The organism is Streptomyces sp. DSM 106670 (assembly GCF_055792845.1).
In genome coordinates this window covers 2,852,661-2,868,586 of the sequence record NZ_CM147704.1, presented here as the reverse complement: position 1 = coordinate 2,868,586, position 15,926 = coordinate 2,852,661, and the positions used below count along the sequence as shown (strand labels likewise).

General features: G+C 71.2%; 14 protein-coding genes and 1 riboswitch. Of the genes, 9 read left to right on the top strand and 5 right to left on the bottom strand.

Annotated features, from left to right (window positions below; genetic code table 11):
* Positions 1–67 precede the first annotated feature (67 nt).
* Positions 68–1,684 carry a tetratricopeptide repeat protein gene (locus tag ACSMXR_RS12715; RefSeq protein ID WP_473171893.1) on the bottom strand — a complete coding sequence of 539 codons (1,617 nt, stop codon included), beginning with the start codon at positions 1,682–1,684 and terminating at the stop codon, positions 68–70.
* Between the two features lie 97 nt (positions 1,685–1,781).
* Here ACSMXR_RS12715 and ACSMXR_RS12710 point away from each other — a divergent pair, with 97 nt between their 5' ends.
* Positions 1,782–3,149: an FAD-binding oxidoreductase gene (locus tag ACSMXR_RS12710; protein ID WP_473171892.1), complete on the top strand. Its 1,368-nt coding sequence runs from the start codon at positions 1,782–1,784 to the stop codon at positions 3,147–3,149.
* 22 nt (positions 3,150–3,171) lie between these two features.
* On the opposite strand, the gene ACSMXR_RS12705 is transcribed toward ACSMXR_RS12710, so the two are convergent.
* A complete protein-coding gene (locus ACSMXR_RS12705; RefSeq protein WP_473171891.1) occupies positions 3,172–3,654 on the bottom strand; it encodes an SsgA family sporulation/cell division regulator in 483 nt (160 codons plus the stop codon).
* Between the two features lie 247 nt (positions 3,655–3,901).
* On the opposite strand from ACSMXR_RS12705, the gene ACSMXR_RS12700 reads away from it, so the two are divergent.
* Together ACSMXR_RS12700 and ACSMXR_RS12695 are read left to right on the top strand one after the other, a co-directional pair.
* Positions 3,902–5,560 carry an RDD family protein gene (locus ACSMXR_RS12700; protein WP_473171890.1) on the top strand — a complete coding sequence of 553 codons (1,659 nt, stop codon included), beginning with the start codon at positions 3,902–3,904 and terminating at the stop codon, positions 5,558–5,560.
* Between the two features lie 132 nt (positions 5,561–5,692).
* Positions 5,693–6,361, top strand: coding sequence for an RDD family protein (locus ACSMXR_RS12695; protein ID WP_137233698.1), 669 nt, complete (start codon positions 5,693–5,695; stop codon positions 6,359–6,361).
* Between the two features lie 7 nt (positions 6,362–6,368).
* Here ACSMXR_RS12695 and ACSMXR_RS12690 read toward each other — a convergent pair whose 3' ends face one another.
* Positions 6,369–6,683 carry a hypothetical protein gene (locus tag ACSMXR_RS12690; RefSeq protein WP_137233699.1) on the bottom strand — a complete coding sequence of 105 codons (315 nt, stop codon included), beginning with the start codon at positions 6,681–6,683 and terminating at the stop codon, positions 6,369–6,371.
* A gap of 423 nt (positions 6,684–7,106) precedes the next feature.
* On the opposite strand from ACSMXR_RS12690, the gene ACSMXR_RS12685 reads away from it, so the two are divergent.
* Both ACSMXR_RS12685 and ACSMXR_RS12680 read left to right on the top strand, forming a co-directional pair.
* Positions 7,107–9,509, top strand: coding sequence for an immune inhibitor A domain-containing protein (locus ACSMXR_RS12685; RefSeq protein WP_473171889.1), 2,403 nt, complete (start codon positions 7,107–7,109; stop codon positions 9,507–9,509).
* Positions 9,510–9,633: 124 nt separating this feature from the next.
* On the top strand, positions 9,634–10,059 hold the full coding sequence (locus ACSMXR_RS12680; protein WP_137233701.1) for a hypothetical protein: 426 nt from the start codon (positions 9,634–9,636) through the stop codon (positions 10,057–10,059).
* Between the two features lie 39 nt (positions 10,060–10,098).
* Here the strand turns inward: ACSMXR_RS12680 and ACSMXR_RS12675 are convergent, their stop codons facing one another.
* Together ACSMXR_RS12675 and ACSMXR_RS12670 are read right to left on the bottom strand one after the other, a co-directional pair.
* Complete coding sequence (locus ACSMXR_RS12675) at positions 10,099–10,689, bottom strand: isochorismatase family protein (RefSeq protein ID WP_137233702.1); 591 nt, start codon at positions 10,687–10,689, stop codon at positions 10,099–10,101.
* Positions 10,690–10,940: 251 nt separating this feature from the next.
* Entirely contained in the window at positions 10,941–12,266 is a 1,326-nt protein-coding gene (locus ACSMXR_RS12670; RefSeq protein WP_137233703.1) for a nicotinate phosphoribosyltransferase, read from the bottom strand.
* A gap of 79 nt (positions 12,267–12,345) precedes the next feature.
* On the opposite strand from ACSMXR_RS12670, the gene clpS reads away from it, so the two are divergent.
* The 4 genes from clpS to ACSMXR_RS12650 all read left to right on the top strand — a co-directional run bounded on the left by clpS (position 12,346) and on the right by ACSMXR_RS12650 (position 15,692).
* The gene (gene clpS / locus ACSMXR_RS12665; RefSeq protein WP_010062069.1) at positions 12,346–12,663 is read left to right on the top strand and encodes an ATP-dependent Clp protease adapter ClpS; all 318 of its coding nucleotides are present in this window, start codon (positions 12,346–12,348) and stop codon (positions 12,661–12,663) included.
* A 61-nt stretch (positions 12,664–12,724) separates the two neighbouring features.
* The gene (locus ACSMXR_RS12660) at positions 12,725–13,336 is read left to right on the top strand and encodes a DUF2017 domain-containing protein (protein ID WP_473171888.1); all 612 of its coding nucleotides are present in this window, start codon (positions 12,725–12,727) and stop codon (positions 13,334–13,336) included.
* A gap of 343 nt (positions 13,337–13,679) precedes the next feature.
* On the top strand, positions 13,680–15,134 hold the full coding sequence (locus tag ACSMXR_RS12655; protein WP_381849333.1) for an amino acid permease: 1,455 nt from the start codon (positions 13,680–13,682) through the stop codon (positions 15,132–15,134).
* 135 nt (positions 15,135–15,269) lie between these two features.
* Positions 15,270–15,692 carry a M67 family metallopeptidase gene (locus ACSMXR_RS12650; RefSeq protein ID WP_030087623.1) on the top strand — a complete coding sequence of 141 codons (423 nt, stop codon included), beginning with the start codon at positions 15,270–15,272 and terminating at the stop codon, positions 15,690–15,692.
* 18 nt (positions 15,693–15,710) lie between these two features.
* Positions 15,711–15,893: riboswitch (cobalamin riboswitch) on the top strand.
* Positions 15,894–15,926: the final 33 nt, after the last annotated feature.

Below are 15,926 nucleotides of genomic sequence, written 5' to 3'. Positions count from 1 at the left end.
AGAACGCCGCCGCGGCCCGGGGCAGTACCCCGGACCGCGGCGGCGTTCGCCGTTCACGGCCTCCGCTTCACGGACTCTTCGACGCGGAGGGCGATGAGGAGGGTGACGCGGTGGGCGACGGGGACTTCGATGGCGCGTCCGCCGGCTTCGACGCAGCCGGGGCCGGAGCCTCCGGCTTCGTCTCCCGCTTCGGCTCCGGCTTGGGCTCGGGGGCCGGCGGCGGGGGCGGAGGCGGCTGCATGTCGCCCGGCCCGCCCGGCGGCGGCTCGCCCAGCGCGTCCAGCGCCTCCCGGGCCAGCGGCGCGGCGAGCGGCGAGAAGGCCGGGTTGGTGCGCACGGCCTGCTCCAGATTGCGGCGCGCCGGACCGTAGTCCGCCAGCTCCCGCTGGATCACGCCCAGGTGGTACGCGTACGAGGCGTTCCGTACGCCCGTGTCGACGGCCCGCTCCGCGTACTCCAGGCCCTCCTCGGACTTCCCCGCCCGGTGCAGCGCCCAGCCCAGCGCGTCCGCCACCGCCGCACTGCGGTGCTGCCCCCGCCACTGGGCCCGCAGCAGCTCCACCGCCGCCTCCGGGTCCCCGTGGTCGGCCTCGAAACGGGCCAGCACCAGGGACTCGTCGGCCCCGGCCCTCTTCGCCTCCGCCACCATCTCCCGGAGCTTCGTGTACTGGGTGCGGGCGTCACCGTCCAGCCCCAGCGACTCGTACAGCTCGCCCAGTTCCAGCGCGTACTCCGGGCGCGGAAGCTGTTCCAGCGCGCTCTGGTACGCGGCCGACGCCTCGTCGGTGCGGTCCAGCGCCACCAGGGCCCGGGCCCGGCCCGCCAGCGCGGGGAAGTGGCCGGCGTCCGTGCGCAGCGCCGCGTCGAACTGCGCCACCGCCTCCGCCGCCTCGCCCCGCTCCCAGGCCAGCTCGCCCAGCCGGTGCAGCGCCTCGGCCTTCTCGGCGGGCTGCGTCGCCCGGTCGGCCGCCTCCCGGGCGGCGGCCAGCGCGTCCTCGCGCCAGCCCTGGCCCCGGTACAGATCGGCGGTGCGGGCCAGCGCCGGAACGCCCTTGCGCAGCTCGCCGAACTTCTCCGTCGCCGCGGTGGCCGCCTTCTGGTCGCCGAGCCCGGTGTAGGCGTCGATGAGGACGGGGTACACGCTCCAGCTCTTCGGCTGCTGTTTCCGTACCGTCTCGCCCCACCGCTTCGCCGCGAGGAAGTCGTGCCGGGCGTTGGCCAGGGCCGCGAGACCCACCCACGCCTCCCCGTTGCCGCGCTCGCCCGGCTGCGCCTCCAGCGAGCGCTTCAGGGCCTGTTCCGCGCGGGCGTAGTACGCGGTGTCCGCCGAACGCCGCGCCCACTCCACGTACGCCGTGCCGAGCGTCGCCAGGGACGGGGCGTCCTTCGGGTGGGACTCCACCCACTTCTGCCGGTCCCCGATCAGCGCGGTGAGGTCCGAGAGCGAGGCGGGTGAGCCCGCAGTCGTCGCCGCCTCGGCCCGCTCGACCGGACCCGGCTCCTTCGGCCCGTCGCCCTCCCCGTCGTCCACCGCCACCAGCGCTCCGGCCAGCAGCACCCCGGCCGCCACCGCGCCGACCGCGGCCCGCCGCAACGTCGTCCGCAGGGTGGGAGGCGGCGGGGGTACGGCGGTGGCGCCTTCGGCGGGCCTTGCACAAGGATCCTGCTGGGGCATGACATCCATGGCCATCACTGTGCGTCAGTCATACGAGCACACCGCGCCTTGGGATCGTTGCCGCCCACGGGTTCACACCTTTGGCCCCGGGTGTCACGCTTGGATCATGAGCGATCTCCTCGAACGGCTGCGCGCGGGACTGCCTCCCGAGGCGCTGATCACCGATCCGGACGTCACCGCGTCCTACGCCCACGACATGGCGAGCTTCTGCGAGGCCGGCACCCCGGCCGTCGTGGTGCTCCCGCGCACGGTCGAGCAGGTCCAGCACGTCATGCGCACCGCCACCGCGCTGCGCGTCCCGGTCGTCCCGCAGGGCGCCCGTACCGGCCTGTCCGGCGCGGCCAACGCCTCGGACGGCTGCATCGTGCTCTCCCTGGTGAAGATGGACCGGATCCTGGAGATCAGCCCGGTCGACCGGATCGCCGTCGTCGAACCGGGCGTCGTCAACGCGGTGCTCTCACGCGCTGTGAACGAACACGGTCTGTACTACCCGCCGGACCCCTCCAGCTGGGAGACGTGCACCATCGGCGGCAACATCGGCACCGCGTCCGGCGGTCTGTGCTGCGTGAAGTACGGGGTCACCGCCGAATACGTGCTGGGCCTGGAGGTCGTCCTCGCCGACGGGCGGCTCCTGACCACCGGCCGCCGCACCGCCAAGGGCGTCGCCGGATACGACCTGACCCGGCTCTTCGTCGGCTCCGAGGGCAGCCTCGGAATCGTCGTCAAGGCCGTCCTCGCGCTCAAACCGCAGCCTCCCCAGCAGCTCGTCCTCGCCGCCGAGTTCCCCTCCGCGACCGCCGCCTGTGACGCTGTGTGCCGGATCATGGAGCGCGGTCACACCCCGTCACTCCTCGAACTGATGGACCGTACGACCGTGCGTGCCGTCAACGCGATGTCCTCCATGGGCCTGCCCGAGACCACCGAGGCACTCCTCCTCTGCGCCTTCGACACCCCGGACCCGCTCGCCGATCTCGCCGCCGTCGGAGAGCTCTGCACCGCCGCCGGGGCCACCGAAGTGGTCCCCGCCGATAACCCGGCCGAGTCCGAACTCCTCCTCCAGGCCCGCCGGATGTCGCTCACCGCGCTGGAGACCGTCAAGTCCGCCACGATGATCGACGACGTCTGCGTACCGCGCTCGCAGCTCGGCGCGATGCTCGCGGGCACGGCCGCCATCGCCGAGGAGTACGACCTCACCATCGGCGTCTGCGCCCACGCGGGCGACGGCAACACCCACCCCGTCGTCTGCTTCGACCACCACGACCCCGACGAGTCCCGCCGGGCCCGCGAGTCCTTCGACGCCATCATGGCGCTCGGTCTGGAGCTCGGCGGAACCATCACCGGCGAACACGGCGTCGGAGTCCTCAAGAAGGAGTGGCTCGCCCGCGAACTGGGCGAGACCGGCGTCGAACTGCAGCGCTCCATCAAGGCCGCCTTCGATCCGCTCGGTCTCCTCAACCCCGGCAAGCTCTTCTGATCACCGCCTCTCGCGGCGGCCCTCACACCTCACCGTCCTGGGACGGCGACTCGTCCGCCGACCACGGGTCGCTCAGCCACAGGTCGTCGGCCGGCAGCGGGGCCAGCAGCTCCGCCAGCGCCTCGTCGATGCCGAGCCGGTCGCCCTCGGTGCCCGGCGGCACGATGCGCAGGGTCCGCTCCACCCAGGCGGCCACGGCGGCCGAGGGCATCTCCAGCAGGGCGTTGCCGTCGGGGGAGGTGAGGGCCACGCAGATCACGCTGCGGCCCGCGACCTTCGTCGGCCAGATCCGTACGTCCCCGTGCCCGCACGGCCGGAACACACCCTCCACCAGCAGCTCCCGGGCGAACGTCCAGTGCACGGGCGACTCGGAGCCGATGTGGAAGGCGATGTGCACGGCGTACGGGTCCTCGGTGCGATACGTCAGCCGGGCGGGTACCGGGATGGACCGCTCGGGGGACAGGACGAGGCGCAGCTCCAGCTCACGTTCCACGATGCTCATCATGAGAATGCACAACCTTCCGGTGCTCATGGGCCGGTCCCGTGACCGTCCCGCACAAGGAGAGAGCGCCCTCCCCGCCACCTATTACGCGACTTCTCAAAAAAACTTCGGGCCGTCCCGAAAGTGGTCCCAAACAGGTGGACCGGCCCGGGGGCGGGCGGCTGTCTGATAGATGTGGACCCTTGTATTGAGGCCGTCCGCCCGCCCGGCGGGGACGGCCTGAGGCCTCGAAGAGATACGGGACCCGCTGATGAGCGCGCCAACTCCGGCACCCGGTGACGAAAGCCCCCGCGAGGGCTACTACCCCGACCCCTCCATCCCCGGCTACGTCCGGTACTGGAACGGCGCGTCCTGGGTCCCCGGTACGAGCCGTCCCGCGCCCCGGCAGACGGGACCGGCCGCAACCGCCCCCGCCCCGGCGGCCGGTGCGGGGACCGCGCCGGTGGAGGAGACCGGGCCGATCTTCTTCGACGAGGAGGACGGCCTCCGGTCCGGCCAGGGCGCCCCGGCCGGACCCGGCGCGCCCGGTGCCGCCCCCGCGGACCGGCCGGCCGGCGGTGACGCCGCGTCGGTCTGGCAGGCGGACACCGCACGCCAGAGCGGTTTCGGCGGCGAACGGGACCGCCGGGTGGAGTGGGGCGGACCGGCGCAGGAGCCCACGGGCCCCGGCCGCCCGACGCAGCCCGCCGACCCGAGGGCGCCGCTGGCCCAGGACCCGACCGGCGGCGCGCTGCCGGGGATGCGCGAGAGCGGCGGCCGGCCCGCCGAGGAGGCCGGGACCCGTCCGCCGGCCGACGGGACGGTCACGATCCGCGCGGTGGGGCCGCAGCCGAATGCGGTACGGGGAAGCGCCTCGGCGCACCGGGCCGTACCGCCGAACTCCGGTACGCCGCAGGGGCCGCAGAACGTGGGCGCGCCGCAGAACAGCATCGCCCCGGCCCCGGAGCCCCGCGCGCTCCCGGCCCGGGCCCAGGCGCAGCACGTACAGCAGGCGCAGCAGGCCCAGTCCCCGCACGTACAGCAGGCCCAGCAGGCCCAGGCGCAACAGGGGCTGCCGCAGCAGGTCTCGCAGGCCCAGGCCCAGGCCCCCGCGCCCGTCCCGGCCCCCGCGCCCGCCCCGCAAGAAGTACGGCAGGGGCCGGTCCAGGCCCCCGCCGCCACGCCCGTGACGCCGTCCCCGGCGGCCCCCGCGCCCGAGCCCCCGGCGGCCCTGCACACGCCCCTGACGCCCGGCCCCGGCGGCGGCTCGGCCTCCTGGGCGCAGCAGGTCCACCAACTGGCCCAGCCCGAACCGCAGCAGCAGTCCCAGCCGCCCCAGCAGCACCAACTGCCGCACCAGAACCAGGGGCTCGGCGCGGACCAGCCCGTCGTGCCCTGGAAGCCGCCGGTCGACGACCCCTTCCAGCAACTCGCCCGCAACCAGGCCTCGGCCCGGCCCGCCGGTCTCGGCAAGCGGTTCGCCGCCCGGCTGGTCGACAACCTCGTGCTCGGCGCGGTCGTCGGCGCGGCGGCCGTCCCGCTGACCACCCGGGCGCTCGACCACATCGACCGGAAGATCACCGCGGCGAAGGAGACGGGGGAGACCGTCACCGTCTGGCTGCTGGACTCCACCACCGGGGCGCTGCTGGGCGCGCTGCTCGCCGCGTTCCTGCTGCTCGGCTTCCTCCTGGAGGCGCTGCCGACGGCCAAGTGGGGCCGGACGCTGGGCAAGAAGCTCTTCGGGCTCGACGTACGGGACATCGAGTCCCATGACTCCCCGTCCCTGGGCGCGGCCCTGCGCCGCTGGCTCGTCTACGGCGTGCTGGGGCTGCTCGTCATCGGCGTGGTCAACGTCCTCTGGTGCCTGATCGACCGCCCCTGGCGCCAGTGCTGGCACGACAAGGCCGCCCGTACGTTCGTCGCCGGCTGAGCGGGTCACCCGACTGCCCAAGGCGTGGCCGGGCGCGTGGCGACATGCCCGTTTAGACTCGTATGCCGCCCCGCGTCCCCCGAACGCACCTGAGCCGTTGCGGGCCCCGGTGGTGCGGGATGCACTGCCCCCATGAGCAACGACCAGCCGACGCCCGGCCAGCCGCCCGAGGACGACGATCCGTTCCTCAAGAAGCCGCAGGAGCCCTCGCCGCCGTCCGAGGGTCAGCCGTACGGCAGTGCGCCGCCCCCGCCGCCGCCTCCGCCCCCGCCGAACGACCCGTACGGCAGCGGCGGTGGTTTCGGGGCGCCCGATCCGCTGGCCGGGATGCCGCCGCTCGCCGAGCCCGGCAAGCGGATCCTGGCGCGGCTCATCGACTTCCTCATCATCTCGATCCCGCTGTATCTGATCTCGCTGCCCTGGGGCGGCGCGGTCGACGTCAACGGGGACGGCGACGACGGGTTCGGGGACGCGGTCGCCAGCGGGTACAGCGGGCACCAGCTGCTGTGGTCGATCATCGGCCTGGTGGTCTACGTCGCCTACGACACGTACTTCACCCACAAGGACGGCCGCACGGTGGGCAAGCGGCTGCTGAAGCTGCGCGTGGCGATGCTCAACGACGGGCGGGTGCCCGACACCGGGGCCGCGCTGATGCGGGCCGTCGTGCTGTGGGCCCCGGCGCTGCTGTGCTGCCCGTGCCTGTGGTGGCTCATCAACATCGTGCTGATGTTCACCGACAAGCCCTACCGGCAGGGGCTCCAGGACAAGGCGGCGAAGACGGTCGTGGTGGCCGCCCGCTAGTGGACCGCTAGCGGCGCAGCGAGTGCTCGTCCACCCGCGCGGACGAGCGGCCCGCCGGGACGCGCTCCCGGACCCCGATGCTCTCCAGGGCGTGGTGGGTCCGGGCGGCGTGGGCGCTCGCCGGCTGTCCGGTCCCCTCCGCCGTACGGTGGCGGGGGAGCGGCAGCCGTACGGCGACCAGCAGGCCGAGGGCCAGCGCGGTCGCGCCGACGGCGGCCACGCCGATGCCGGACTCCGTGCGGAACAGCAGCAGCAGGGCGAGCGTCGTGACGACGACGGTGGCCGAACCGTAGGCGAACTGTGCGGCAGTCGGACGCGGCATGGCGGTTTCCGTCCTCGGGACGTCGGATGGGCGGGCGGTCGACACGGATGAAGGCGCCGAACGACCCTACGACGGTGGATGCCCGACACGGACCGGTAGTAAGCGTGACCTAACCCACGGTACCGGTGCACAGGGGGCGCACGGAGTCACGCCTCTCACCAACCGGACAGCGGAGCGCGCCTGTTGGAAACCGTGGACCGCCTGGTCCGGACCGCCGCCGTTCTTTTACCGTTCCCATGCCCTCCTCATACCGTCCGCATACCGGATGAGTGCTCCGCATAGTGCACTTGGTCTGTTCAAGTCAAGGTCTGTCTTTTCTCTCATAACTCCGATCGAATGTCGTCACTTGTGACGCGTTTACGCGCGCGGCCCGCTCCATACCCCCCTGGCCGCTGCGCGGACGCCCGGGGAGGACTGCATCAAGTGACCAATCAGAGACGGGCGCTTCGTACCGCCGCCGTTGTCGTGGCCATGGCTGCGACCGCTGCGACGGCGTCGACCTTCGCCACCGCCCAGGCGCATGACAGCTCATCAGGTTCCGGTGTCACCACCGTCGACCGCCATGACCCGGCACCCGCCGAGGGGCATGTGGAGCACAACCTGGAAGGCCCCTTCAGCGAGCAGCAGGCCGCCCAGCGCGAGGCCGCGCTGGAGCAGGTGCTGTCCGGGGACAAGAAGGTCGCGAACAAGAGCGGCTCCAAGGTCGTCAAGCTCGGCGACAAGAAGTACGTGGAGCTCGGCCGGGAGAAGACCGACAAGATCTTCACCATCCTGCTGGAGTTCGGCGACGAGGTCGACGACACCACGATGTTCGACCCCGACGGCGACGGCCCCAAGCCGCCCGTCAAGAAGTACGGCGGCACCCCGGGCCCGGCGCACAACGAGATCGCCAAGCCGGACCCGAAGAAGGACAACAGCACGGCCTGGAAGGACGACTACAACCAGGAGCACTTCCAGGAGCTCTACTTCGGCGAGGGCAAGGGCGTCAACTCGCTCAAGACCTACTACGAGAAGACCTCCTCGGGCCGCTACTCGGTCGAGGGCGAGGTCTCCGACTGGGTGAAGGTCCCCTACAACGAGGCCCGTTACGGCTCCAACTACTGCGGCCAGTCCAACTGCGCCAACGTGTGGGACGCGGTCCGCGACGGCGTGAACGCCTGGGCTGCCGACCAGAAGGCGAAGGGCCGCACCGACGCCGAGATCAAGGCGAACCTGGCCGAGTACGACCAGTGGGACCGCTACGACTTCGACGGCGACGGCAACTTCAACGAGCCCGACGGCTACATCGACCACTTCCAGCTGGTCCACGCCGGCGAGGACGAGTCGGCCGGCGGCGGCGCCGAGGGCGAGAACGCCATCTGGGCGCACCGCTGGTACGCGTACGGCACCAACGCCGGTGCGACCGGCCCCGAGAACAACAAGGCCGGTGGCGCCCAGATCGGCGACACGGGTATCTGGGTCGGCGACTACACCGTTCAGCCCGAGAACGGCGGACTGGGCGTCTTCGCCCACGAGTACGCCCACGACCTCGGTCTGCCGGACCTGTACGACACCTCCGGCGGCGGCGAGAACTCGGTCGGCTTCTGGTCCCTGATGTCGGCGGGCTCCTGGCTCGGCACCGGCAAGGGCGAGATCGGCAACCTGCCGGGCGACATGACCTCGTGGGACAAGCTCCAGCTCGGCTGGCTCGACTACGACAAGGCCAAGGCCGGCAAGACCTCGCTGCACAAGCTGGGCGTCTCGGAGTACAACACCAAGAACCCGCAGGCGCTCGTCGTCGAGCTGCCGGAGAAGGCCGTCACCACCACCGTCGTCAAGCCCGCCGAGGGTGAGAAGCAGTGGTGGAGCGACATGGGCGACGACCTGTCGAACACCCTGACCCGCTCGGTCGACCTGACCGGCAAGTCCAAGGCCACGCTGGACCTTTCGGGCTGGTACGACATCGAGGCCGACTACGACTACCTCTACACCGAGGTGTCCGACAACGGCGGCACCAGCTGGACCGCGCTCGACGGCACCGCCGACGGCAAGGCCATCCCGCGCGACGCCAGTGACAAGCCGGCCCTGACCGACGTCTCGGGCGACTACAAGAAGCTCTCCTTCCCGCTGGACGCCTACGCGGGCAAGAAGGTCGACCTCCGCTTCCGCTACCAGACGGACGGCGGCGCGGGCGGCAAGGGCTTCGCGGCCGACGCCATCACCGTCACCGCCGACGGCGCCGAGCTCTTCGCGGACAACGCCGAGGGCGACGACAACGGCTGGACCGCCAAGGGCTTCTCGCGGATCGGCGAGTCCTTCACCCAGGACTACCCGCAGTACTACATCGCGGAGAACCGCCAGTACGTCTCGTACGACGAGACCCTGAAGGTCGGCCCGTACAACTTCGGCTTCTCCACCACCCGTCCGGACTGGGTCGAGCACTACTCGTACCAGACCGGTCTGCTGGTCTGGCTCTGGGACACCTCCCAGAAGGACAACAACACCTCGGTCCACCCGGGCCAGGGTCTGATCCTGCCGATCGACGCGCACGCCAAGCCGCTCAAGTGGAAGGACGGCTCGCTCCTGCGCAACAAGATCCAGCCGTTCGACGCGCCGTTCAGCTGGTACCCGAACAAGGGCTTCACGCTCCACAACGCGGACGTCCCGCTGAAGATCAAGCCCGCGCTGGGCAACCCGGTCTTCGACGACCGCAAGGGCACCTACTGGTACAAGGAGAACCCCACGGGCAGTGTCAAGGTTTCTGACACGAACACCCGCATCTCCATCGTGCACGAGCCCCTCAACGGCCAGACGATGACCGTCCTGGTCAGCCCCTCGGGTCGCTGATCAAGTAAAACCGCAGGTCAAAGCATGATCGGCCGTCGCCCTCTAGCGGGCGGCGGCCGATCGTGTTTAGGTGCGTCTTGTTCACATCCTTATTGACACGACGTCTCACGGGGGAGCGCGGAGCATGGCAGGCGGAGGTTTCTGCAGGTTGCCGAACGGCACGGTGGTGGTCGCCCTGACCCTGACCAGACCGGCCGACGGCACCGGATCCTGCGGCGGTACGGAAGCCGGGCCCGGAGCCCCGGTACGGGTGCTGGTGCACGCGGTGAACCGGGCGCGCGCCCTGACCAGGCTGCGCAATCTGGGGCTGCGGGCGGTCTATCTGCGCGGCAACGACCAGCCGCCGACGCCGGACGAGGTCACGGCGGTGCTGCACCATCCGGACGGGCTGCTCTGGCGGGCCGCGCCACCGGTGGACCCGCACGGGCGGCCCGGCGGCCTCGGGCGTCAGGCGGCCGGGCCGGTGTCGTCGTGCCAGGAGCTGTGGCACCCGATCAGGGCGCTGCTGGGCCCCGGCGGGTACGCCGGACCGGCCCGCCCGGCCGCGTAGGGCCCGGCGCGCGGGGTCCGGCGTACCCGCCGGGGTGGGCTACGACGCGACGACGGGAGTGCCGGAGAGCTTCACGCCCGCCGTACGCAGCTCCGTCAGGGCCCGCTCGGTGGTCGCCCCGGACACGCCCGCGGTCAGATCGAGCAGCACCTGCGTGACGAAGCCCTCACGGGCCGCGTCCAGCGCGGTGGCCCGCACACAGTGGTCGGTGGCGATGCCGACCACGTCGACCTCGGTGACCTCGCGGTCGCGCAGCCACTGGGCGAGGTGGGTCCCGTTTTCGTCGGAGCCCTCGAACCCGCTGTACGCGGCCGAATACGCCCCCTTGTCGAACACCGTGTCGATCGCTCCGGAGGCGACGGCGGGCGCGAAGTTCGGGTGGAAGCCGACGCCCTCCGTACCGGCGACGCAGTGCACCGGCCAGGAGTCGACGTAGTCCGGGTTCGGCGAGAAGTGGCCGCCCGGGTCGATGTGGTGGTCGCGGGTGGCGACCACGTGGCGGTAGGCGGGCTGGGCGTCGCCGATCAGGTCGGTGATGGCGGCGGCGACGTCGGCACCGCCCGCCACCGCGAGGCTGCCGCCCTCGCAGAAGTCGTTCTGAACGTCCACGACGATCAATGCGCGGTGCATGGCGGGTGTCCTTCGGTGGGGGCGGGAGCGGATGGGGGCGGGAGCGGAAGCTGGAGCGGTGCGGCCGGGATGGGGATGCCCGGGTGGATCCGAGGGTTCGAGCCTAGGCACTGGAACGTCACAATCAAGCCCGTCGGCCAAACCCCCGGTTCCGGACCCGGCCGGTCCGGACGGCCGGGGCCGCCCACCACGGGCCGCCCGAGCCGTTCCCGGGGGTTCTCCGGCGTACTCACCGGCGTGCTCAACCGTGCTCAGGCGTACTCGGTCGGGATCACCGGCTCGCCCCGCGACAGCTGGATCGCCGACATCGGCAGCTCCGCGCGCGCGGCCACATGCCGCTCGCGGACGGCCTCCAGGGGCTCCCGTACGACCACCTCGCCGCCGCGCACCAGCTCCACCAGCAGCGGCCGGCCGGCCGACGCGGGCACCGGGCCGGTGCCGATCACCTCGGCCTCGGCGACGCCGTGCTCGTCGGTCCGGCGCGCCGCCCACTTGCGACCGCCCTTCGACGACTTCGCGCCGAGCGACTTCTTCGCCACCGGCACCAGCGGAGCGTCCGGCTCCGCCGAGCCGGCGCGGGCCACCAGCTTGTAGACCATCGAGCAGGTGGGGTGCCCGCTCCCGGTGACCAGCTGGGTGCCGACCCCGTACGCGTCCACCGGTGCGGCGGCCAGCGAGGCGATGGCGTACTCGTCCAGGTCCGAGGTCACCACGATCTTCGTGCCCGTCGCCCCCAGCTCGTCCAGCTGCTGCCGCACCCGGTGCGCGACCAGCAGCAGGTCCCCGGAGTCGATCCGCACCGCGCCGAGCTCGGGCCCCGCGATCTCGACGGCTGCCCGGACCGCCTCGGCCACGTCGTACGTGTCGACCAGCAGCGTCGTGCCCCGCCCCAGCGAGTCCACCTGCGCCCGGAACGCGTCGCGCTCGGTGTCGTGCAGCAGGGTGAAGGCGTGGGCGCTGGTGCCGACGGTCGGGATCGCGTAGCGGAAGCCCGCCGCCAGGTCGGAGGTGGCGTCGAAGCCGCCGACGTACGCCGCGCGGGCCGAGGCCACCGCGGAGAGCTCATGGGTGCGCCGCGCGCCCATCTCGATCAGCCGGCGGCCCCCGGCGGCGGCCGACATCCGCGAGGCGGCCGCGGCGATGGCGGAGTCGTGGTTGAGGATGGAGAGGATCACCGTCTCCAGCAGCACGCACTCGGCGAAGGAACCCTCCACCCGCAGGATCGGGGAGCCGGGGAAGTAGACCTCGCCCTCCGGATAGCCCCAGATGTCGCCGCTGAAGCGGTAGCCGGCCAGCCATTCGAGGGTCGGCTCGTCGACGATCTCCTGCTGCCTCAGGAAACCGATCATCTCGTCGTCGAAGTGGAAGTTCTCCACCGCGTCCAGCACCCGCCCGGTGCCCGCGACGACGCCGTAGCGCCGCCCCTCGGGCAGCCGGCGGGTGAACGCCTCGAAGACCGAGTGCCGGTCGGCGGTGCCGGCCTTGAGGGCCGCCTGCACCATGGTCAGCTCGTACTGGTCGGTGAAGAGCGCGGTCGACGGAACGCCGACCCGTCGCCCGAGGTCCGCTGTGTTCATGGCTGGGATGCTACCCCCTATTCGTCAAAGTGACGAGATGTGGGGTCCGTTTGTGCGCCGGACCCGCCCGGGTGGCAGCATGGGACAGGTGAGCGTTGCTACCCCGCTAGAGATCGAACGTCCCGATTCGGCCGAGGAGACCTTCGCGGTCCCCGAGCCAGACGTCCCGTGGGTGACGCTCGTCCACAATGACCCGGTCAACCTCATGAGCTACGTGACCTACGTCTTCCAGGCCTACTTCGGCTACCCGAAGGACAAGGCCCACAAGCTCATGCTGGACGTGCACCAGAAGGGCCGCGCCGTCGTCTCCAGCGGGAGCCGCGAGGAGATGGAGCGCGACGTCCAGGCCATGCACGGTTACGGGCTGTGGGCCACCCTCACCCAGGACCGCAACTGACCCCTGCGAGCGTCACCGCCCCGCCCCCACCCGCCCCGCTCGACCCACCATCGGAGAATCCATGGCCGGCCATTTCGAGGCCACCCCAGGCGGCGGCGCGGCCGTCGCGCTCGACGAGGTCGAGATCTCCATCCTGCGCTCCCTCGTCGTCCAGCTGCTCGAACTGATCGGCCCGGGCGACCAGCCCGCCGAGGGCGAGGACCCGCTCGCCGCCCTCTTCGCCGAGGGCCCCAGCAAGCCGCCCTCCGACCCGGCGCTCGCCCGGCTCTTCCCGGACGCCTACAACGGCCCCGACCGGCCCGTCGACGGCGGAACGCCGGAGGAGGAGCTGCGCGCGCTGTCCGCGGAGTTCCGCCGCTTCACCGAGATGGACCTGCGCTCGCGCAAGCGCGACGACGCCGTCGCCGCCGTGCGCACCCTGGACGCGCTCTCGCCCGTCGGGGACGGCGGCGCGGTCCTCACCCTCACCGGCGACGAGTGCCGCAGCTGGCTGGGCACCCTCAACGACCTGCGCCTGACCATCGGCACCCGGCTGGAGGTCGCCGACGAGGACCAGGGCGAGGAGGGCTCCCTCTACCGCCTCCCGGACAGCGATCCGCGCAAGCCCATGGTGATGGCCTACCTCTGGCTCGGCGCACTCCAGGAATCCCTGGTCGAGACCTTGATGCCGTAGGCAGCCTCCGGAAAACAGGAGCCGCCCACCCCGCCGGGGTGGGCGGCTCCTGTTCGCTCAACGGACGCTCAGATCCGAGTAACGATCCACCCAAGTCATTCGGGTCATTCGTTCCGGTCGGGGCTTTATGTTCCCTTATGCCTGTGGTGTACACCACAGAATGTCCCACGGTGTCCCGTGACGGCCGTGATAAATCTTCACGACCGCCCGGGGACGCCACCCCTGTTCCCGGGGGCGCTACAAACCGGCCGAACGCCGGTCGCACTCCATCCATATCCGGGGGGATCAGGACCTGATCCGCAGCCTTTACGGCGCGGATCGGCGTGGAGAAAGGCGCACCACCATGACATCGGCGCAGGTCGACGAGGGACAGGTCGACAAGGGTCAGCCCGGCGGCAATGCCGGGGACGCCGGAGCCGGCGGCGAGGGATACCAGCGCGGTCTGGGAGCTCGCCAGATTCAGATGATCGCCATCGGCGGAGCCATCGGCACCGGGCTCTTCCTCGGCGCGGGCAAGGCCATCGACCGGGCCGGGCCCAGCCTCATCCTGGCCTACGTCATCGCGGGCCTGGTCATCTTCTTCATCATGCGGGCACTGGGCGAACTCCTCATGTACCGCCCCGTCTCCGGCTCCTTCTCGGAGTACGCCCGGGAATTCATCGGCCCGTTCTTCGGATTCGTGACCGGCTGGACGTACTGGCTCTTCTGGGTCGTCACCGGAATCACCGAAGTCACCGCCGCGGCCACCTATATGACGTACTGGTGGAACATTCCGCAGTGGCTGTCCGCCCTGGTGTTCACCGTCATTCTCTACGGCGCGAACCTGATCTCCGTGAAGCTCTTCGGTGAGCTGGAGTTCTGGTTCTCCATGGTCAAGGTCACCGCCATCATCGGCATGATCCTGATCTGCGCGGGCGTCCTCACCGTCGGATTCTCCGACGCCGGCGACACCGCGACCGTCTCCAATCTCTGGAACGACGGCGGCTTCTTCCCGAACGGCATCACCGGCACGCTCATGACGCTCCAGATCGTCATGTTCGCCTTCCTCGCCGTGGAACTCGTCGGCGTCACCGCCGGGGAGTCCAAGGACCCCAAGACCGTGCTGCCCAAGGCCATCAACACCGTGCCGTGGCGCATCGCCGTCTTCTACGTCGGCGCGCTCATCATGATCCTGTCGGTCGTGCCCTGGTCCACCTTCAAGCCCGGCGTCTCGCCGTTCGTGAAGGCCTTCGAGGAGATGGGCCTCGGCATCGGCGCCGCCATCGTCAACTTCGTCGTCCTCACCGCGGCGCTCTCCTCCTGCAACTCCGGCATGTACTCCACCGGCCGCATGCTCCGCGACCTCGCCCTCAACGGCCAGGGCCCCCGGGCCTTCACCAAGCTGACGAAGAACGGCCTGCCGCTGGTGGGCACCACGTTCTCCGCCGCCCTGATGCTCGTCGGCGTGTGGATCAACTACCAGTGGCCGGGCGAGGCGTTCAACTACGTCGTCTCCTTCGCGACCATCTCCGGCATGTGGGCCTGGATCATGATCCTGATCAGCCAGATCCGCTACCGCCGCATGGCCGACGCGGGCATGCTGCCGCAGTCCTCGTTCAAGGCCCCCGGCGCGCCGTACACCAGCTGGTTCGCGCTCGCCTTCATCGGCATGGTCATCGTGATGATGGCGATCGACGAGGACGCCAGGATCTCGCTCTACTGCGCACCGCTGTGGGCGCTCATCCTCTTCGTCTCCTACCGGGTGCTCCAGGCGCGCACCCCGGAGAAGACCGGGAAGGCCACCTCCGGCACCCACTGACCCGGGCGGCGGGCCCCACACCGCCCCCTTCCTCCCGGACCGCCCCGGCCTCCCCAAAGGCCGACGGCGTCCAGCATGCGGGCCGTCGCGTACCACCCACCGGTACACGGCGGCCCGCCTGCTTATCCTGGCGCCATGCTGACCATCACCCAGACGCTCTACGACCAGATCGTCGCCCACTCCCGGGCCGACCACCCCGACGAGGCGTGCGGAGTGGTCGCGGGCCCGGCCGGGACGGACCGGCCCGAGCGCTTCATCCCGATGCTCAACGCCGCCCGCTCGCCCACGTTCTACGAGTTCGACTCGGCCGACCTCCTCAAGCTCTACCGCGAGATGGACGACCGCGACGAGGAGCCCGTGATCGTCTACCACTCGCACACGGCGACCGAGGCCTACCCCTCCCGCACCGACGTGACGTACGCCAACGAGCCCGGCGCCCACTACGTCCTCGTCTCCACCGCCGACACCGACGGCTCCGGCCCCTTCCAGTTCCGCTCGTACCGCATCGTGGACGGCGAGATCACCGAGGAAGACGTGCAGGTCGTCGAGGCGTACTGAGCACCCGGGCAGCTCGCGGACCCACCGCACGGGTCTGGCACACTGCACCCCAGACCCGACCACAAGGCAGCAGGAACCAGGAAGCCGGTGCGAATCCGGCACGGTCCCGCCACTGTGACCGGGCCCCCTCCCGTACGGACTCCGACTCCGTGCCGGAGGGCGGCCCGGAAGCCAGGAACTGGCCCGCCGCCTTCTCGCATCGACCAGGGGACGCGGAAATCCCCCGGAGAGGCC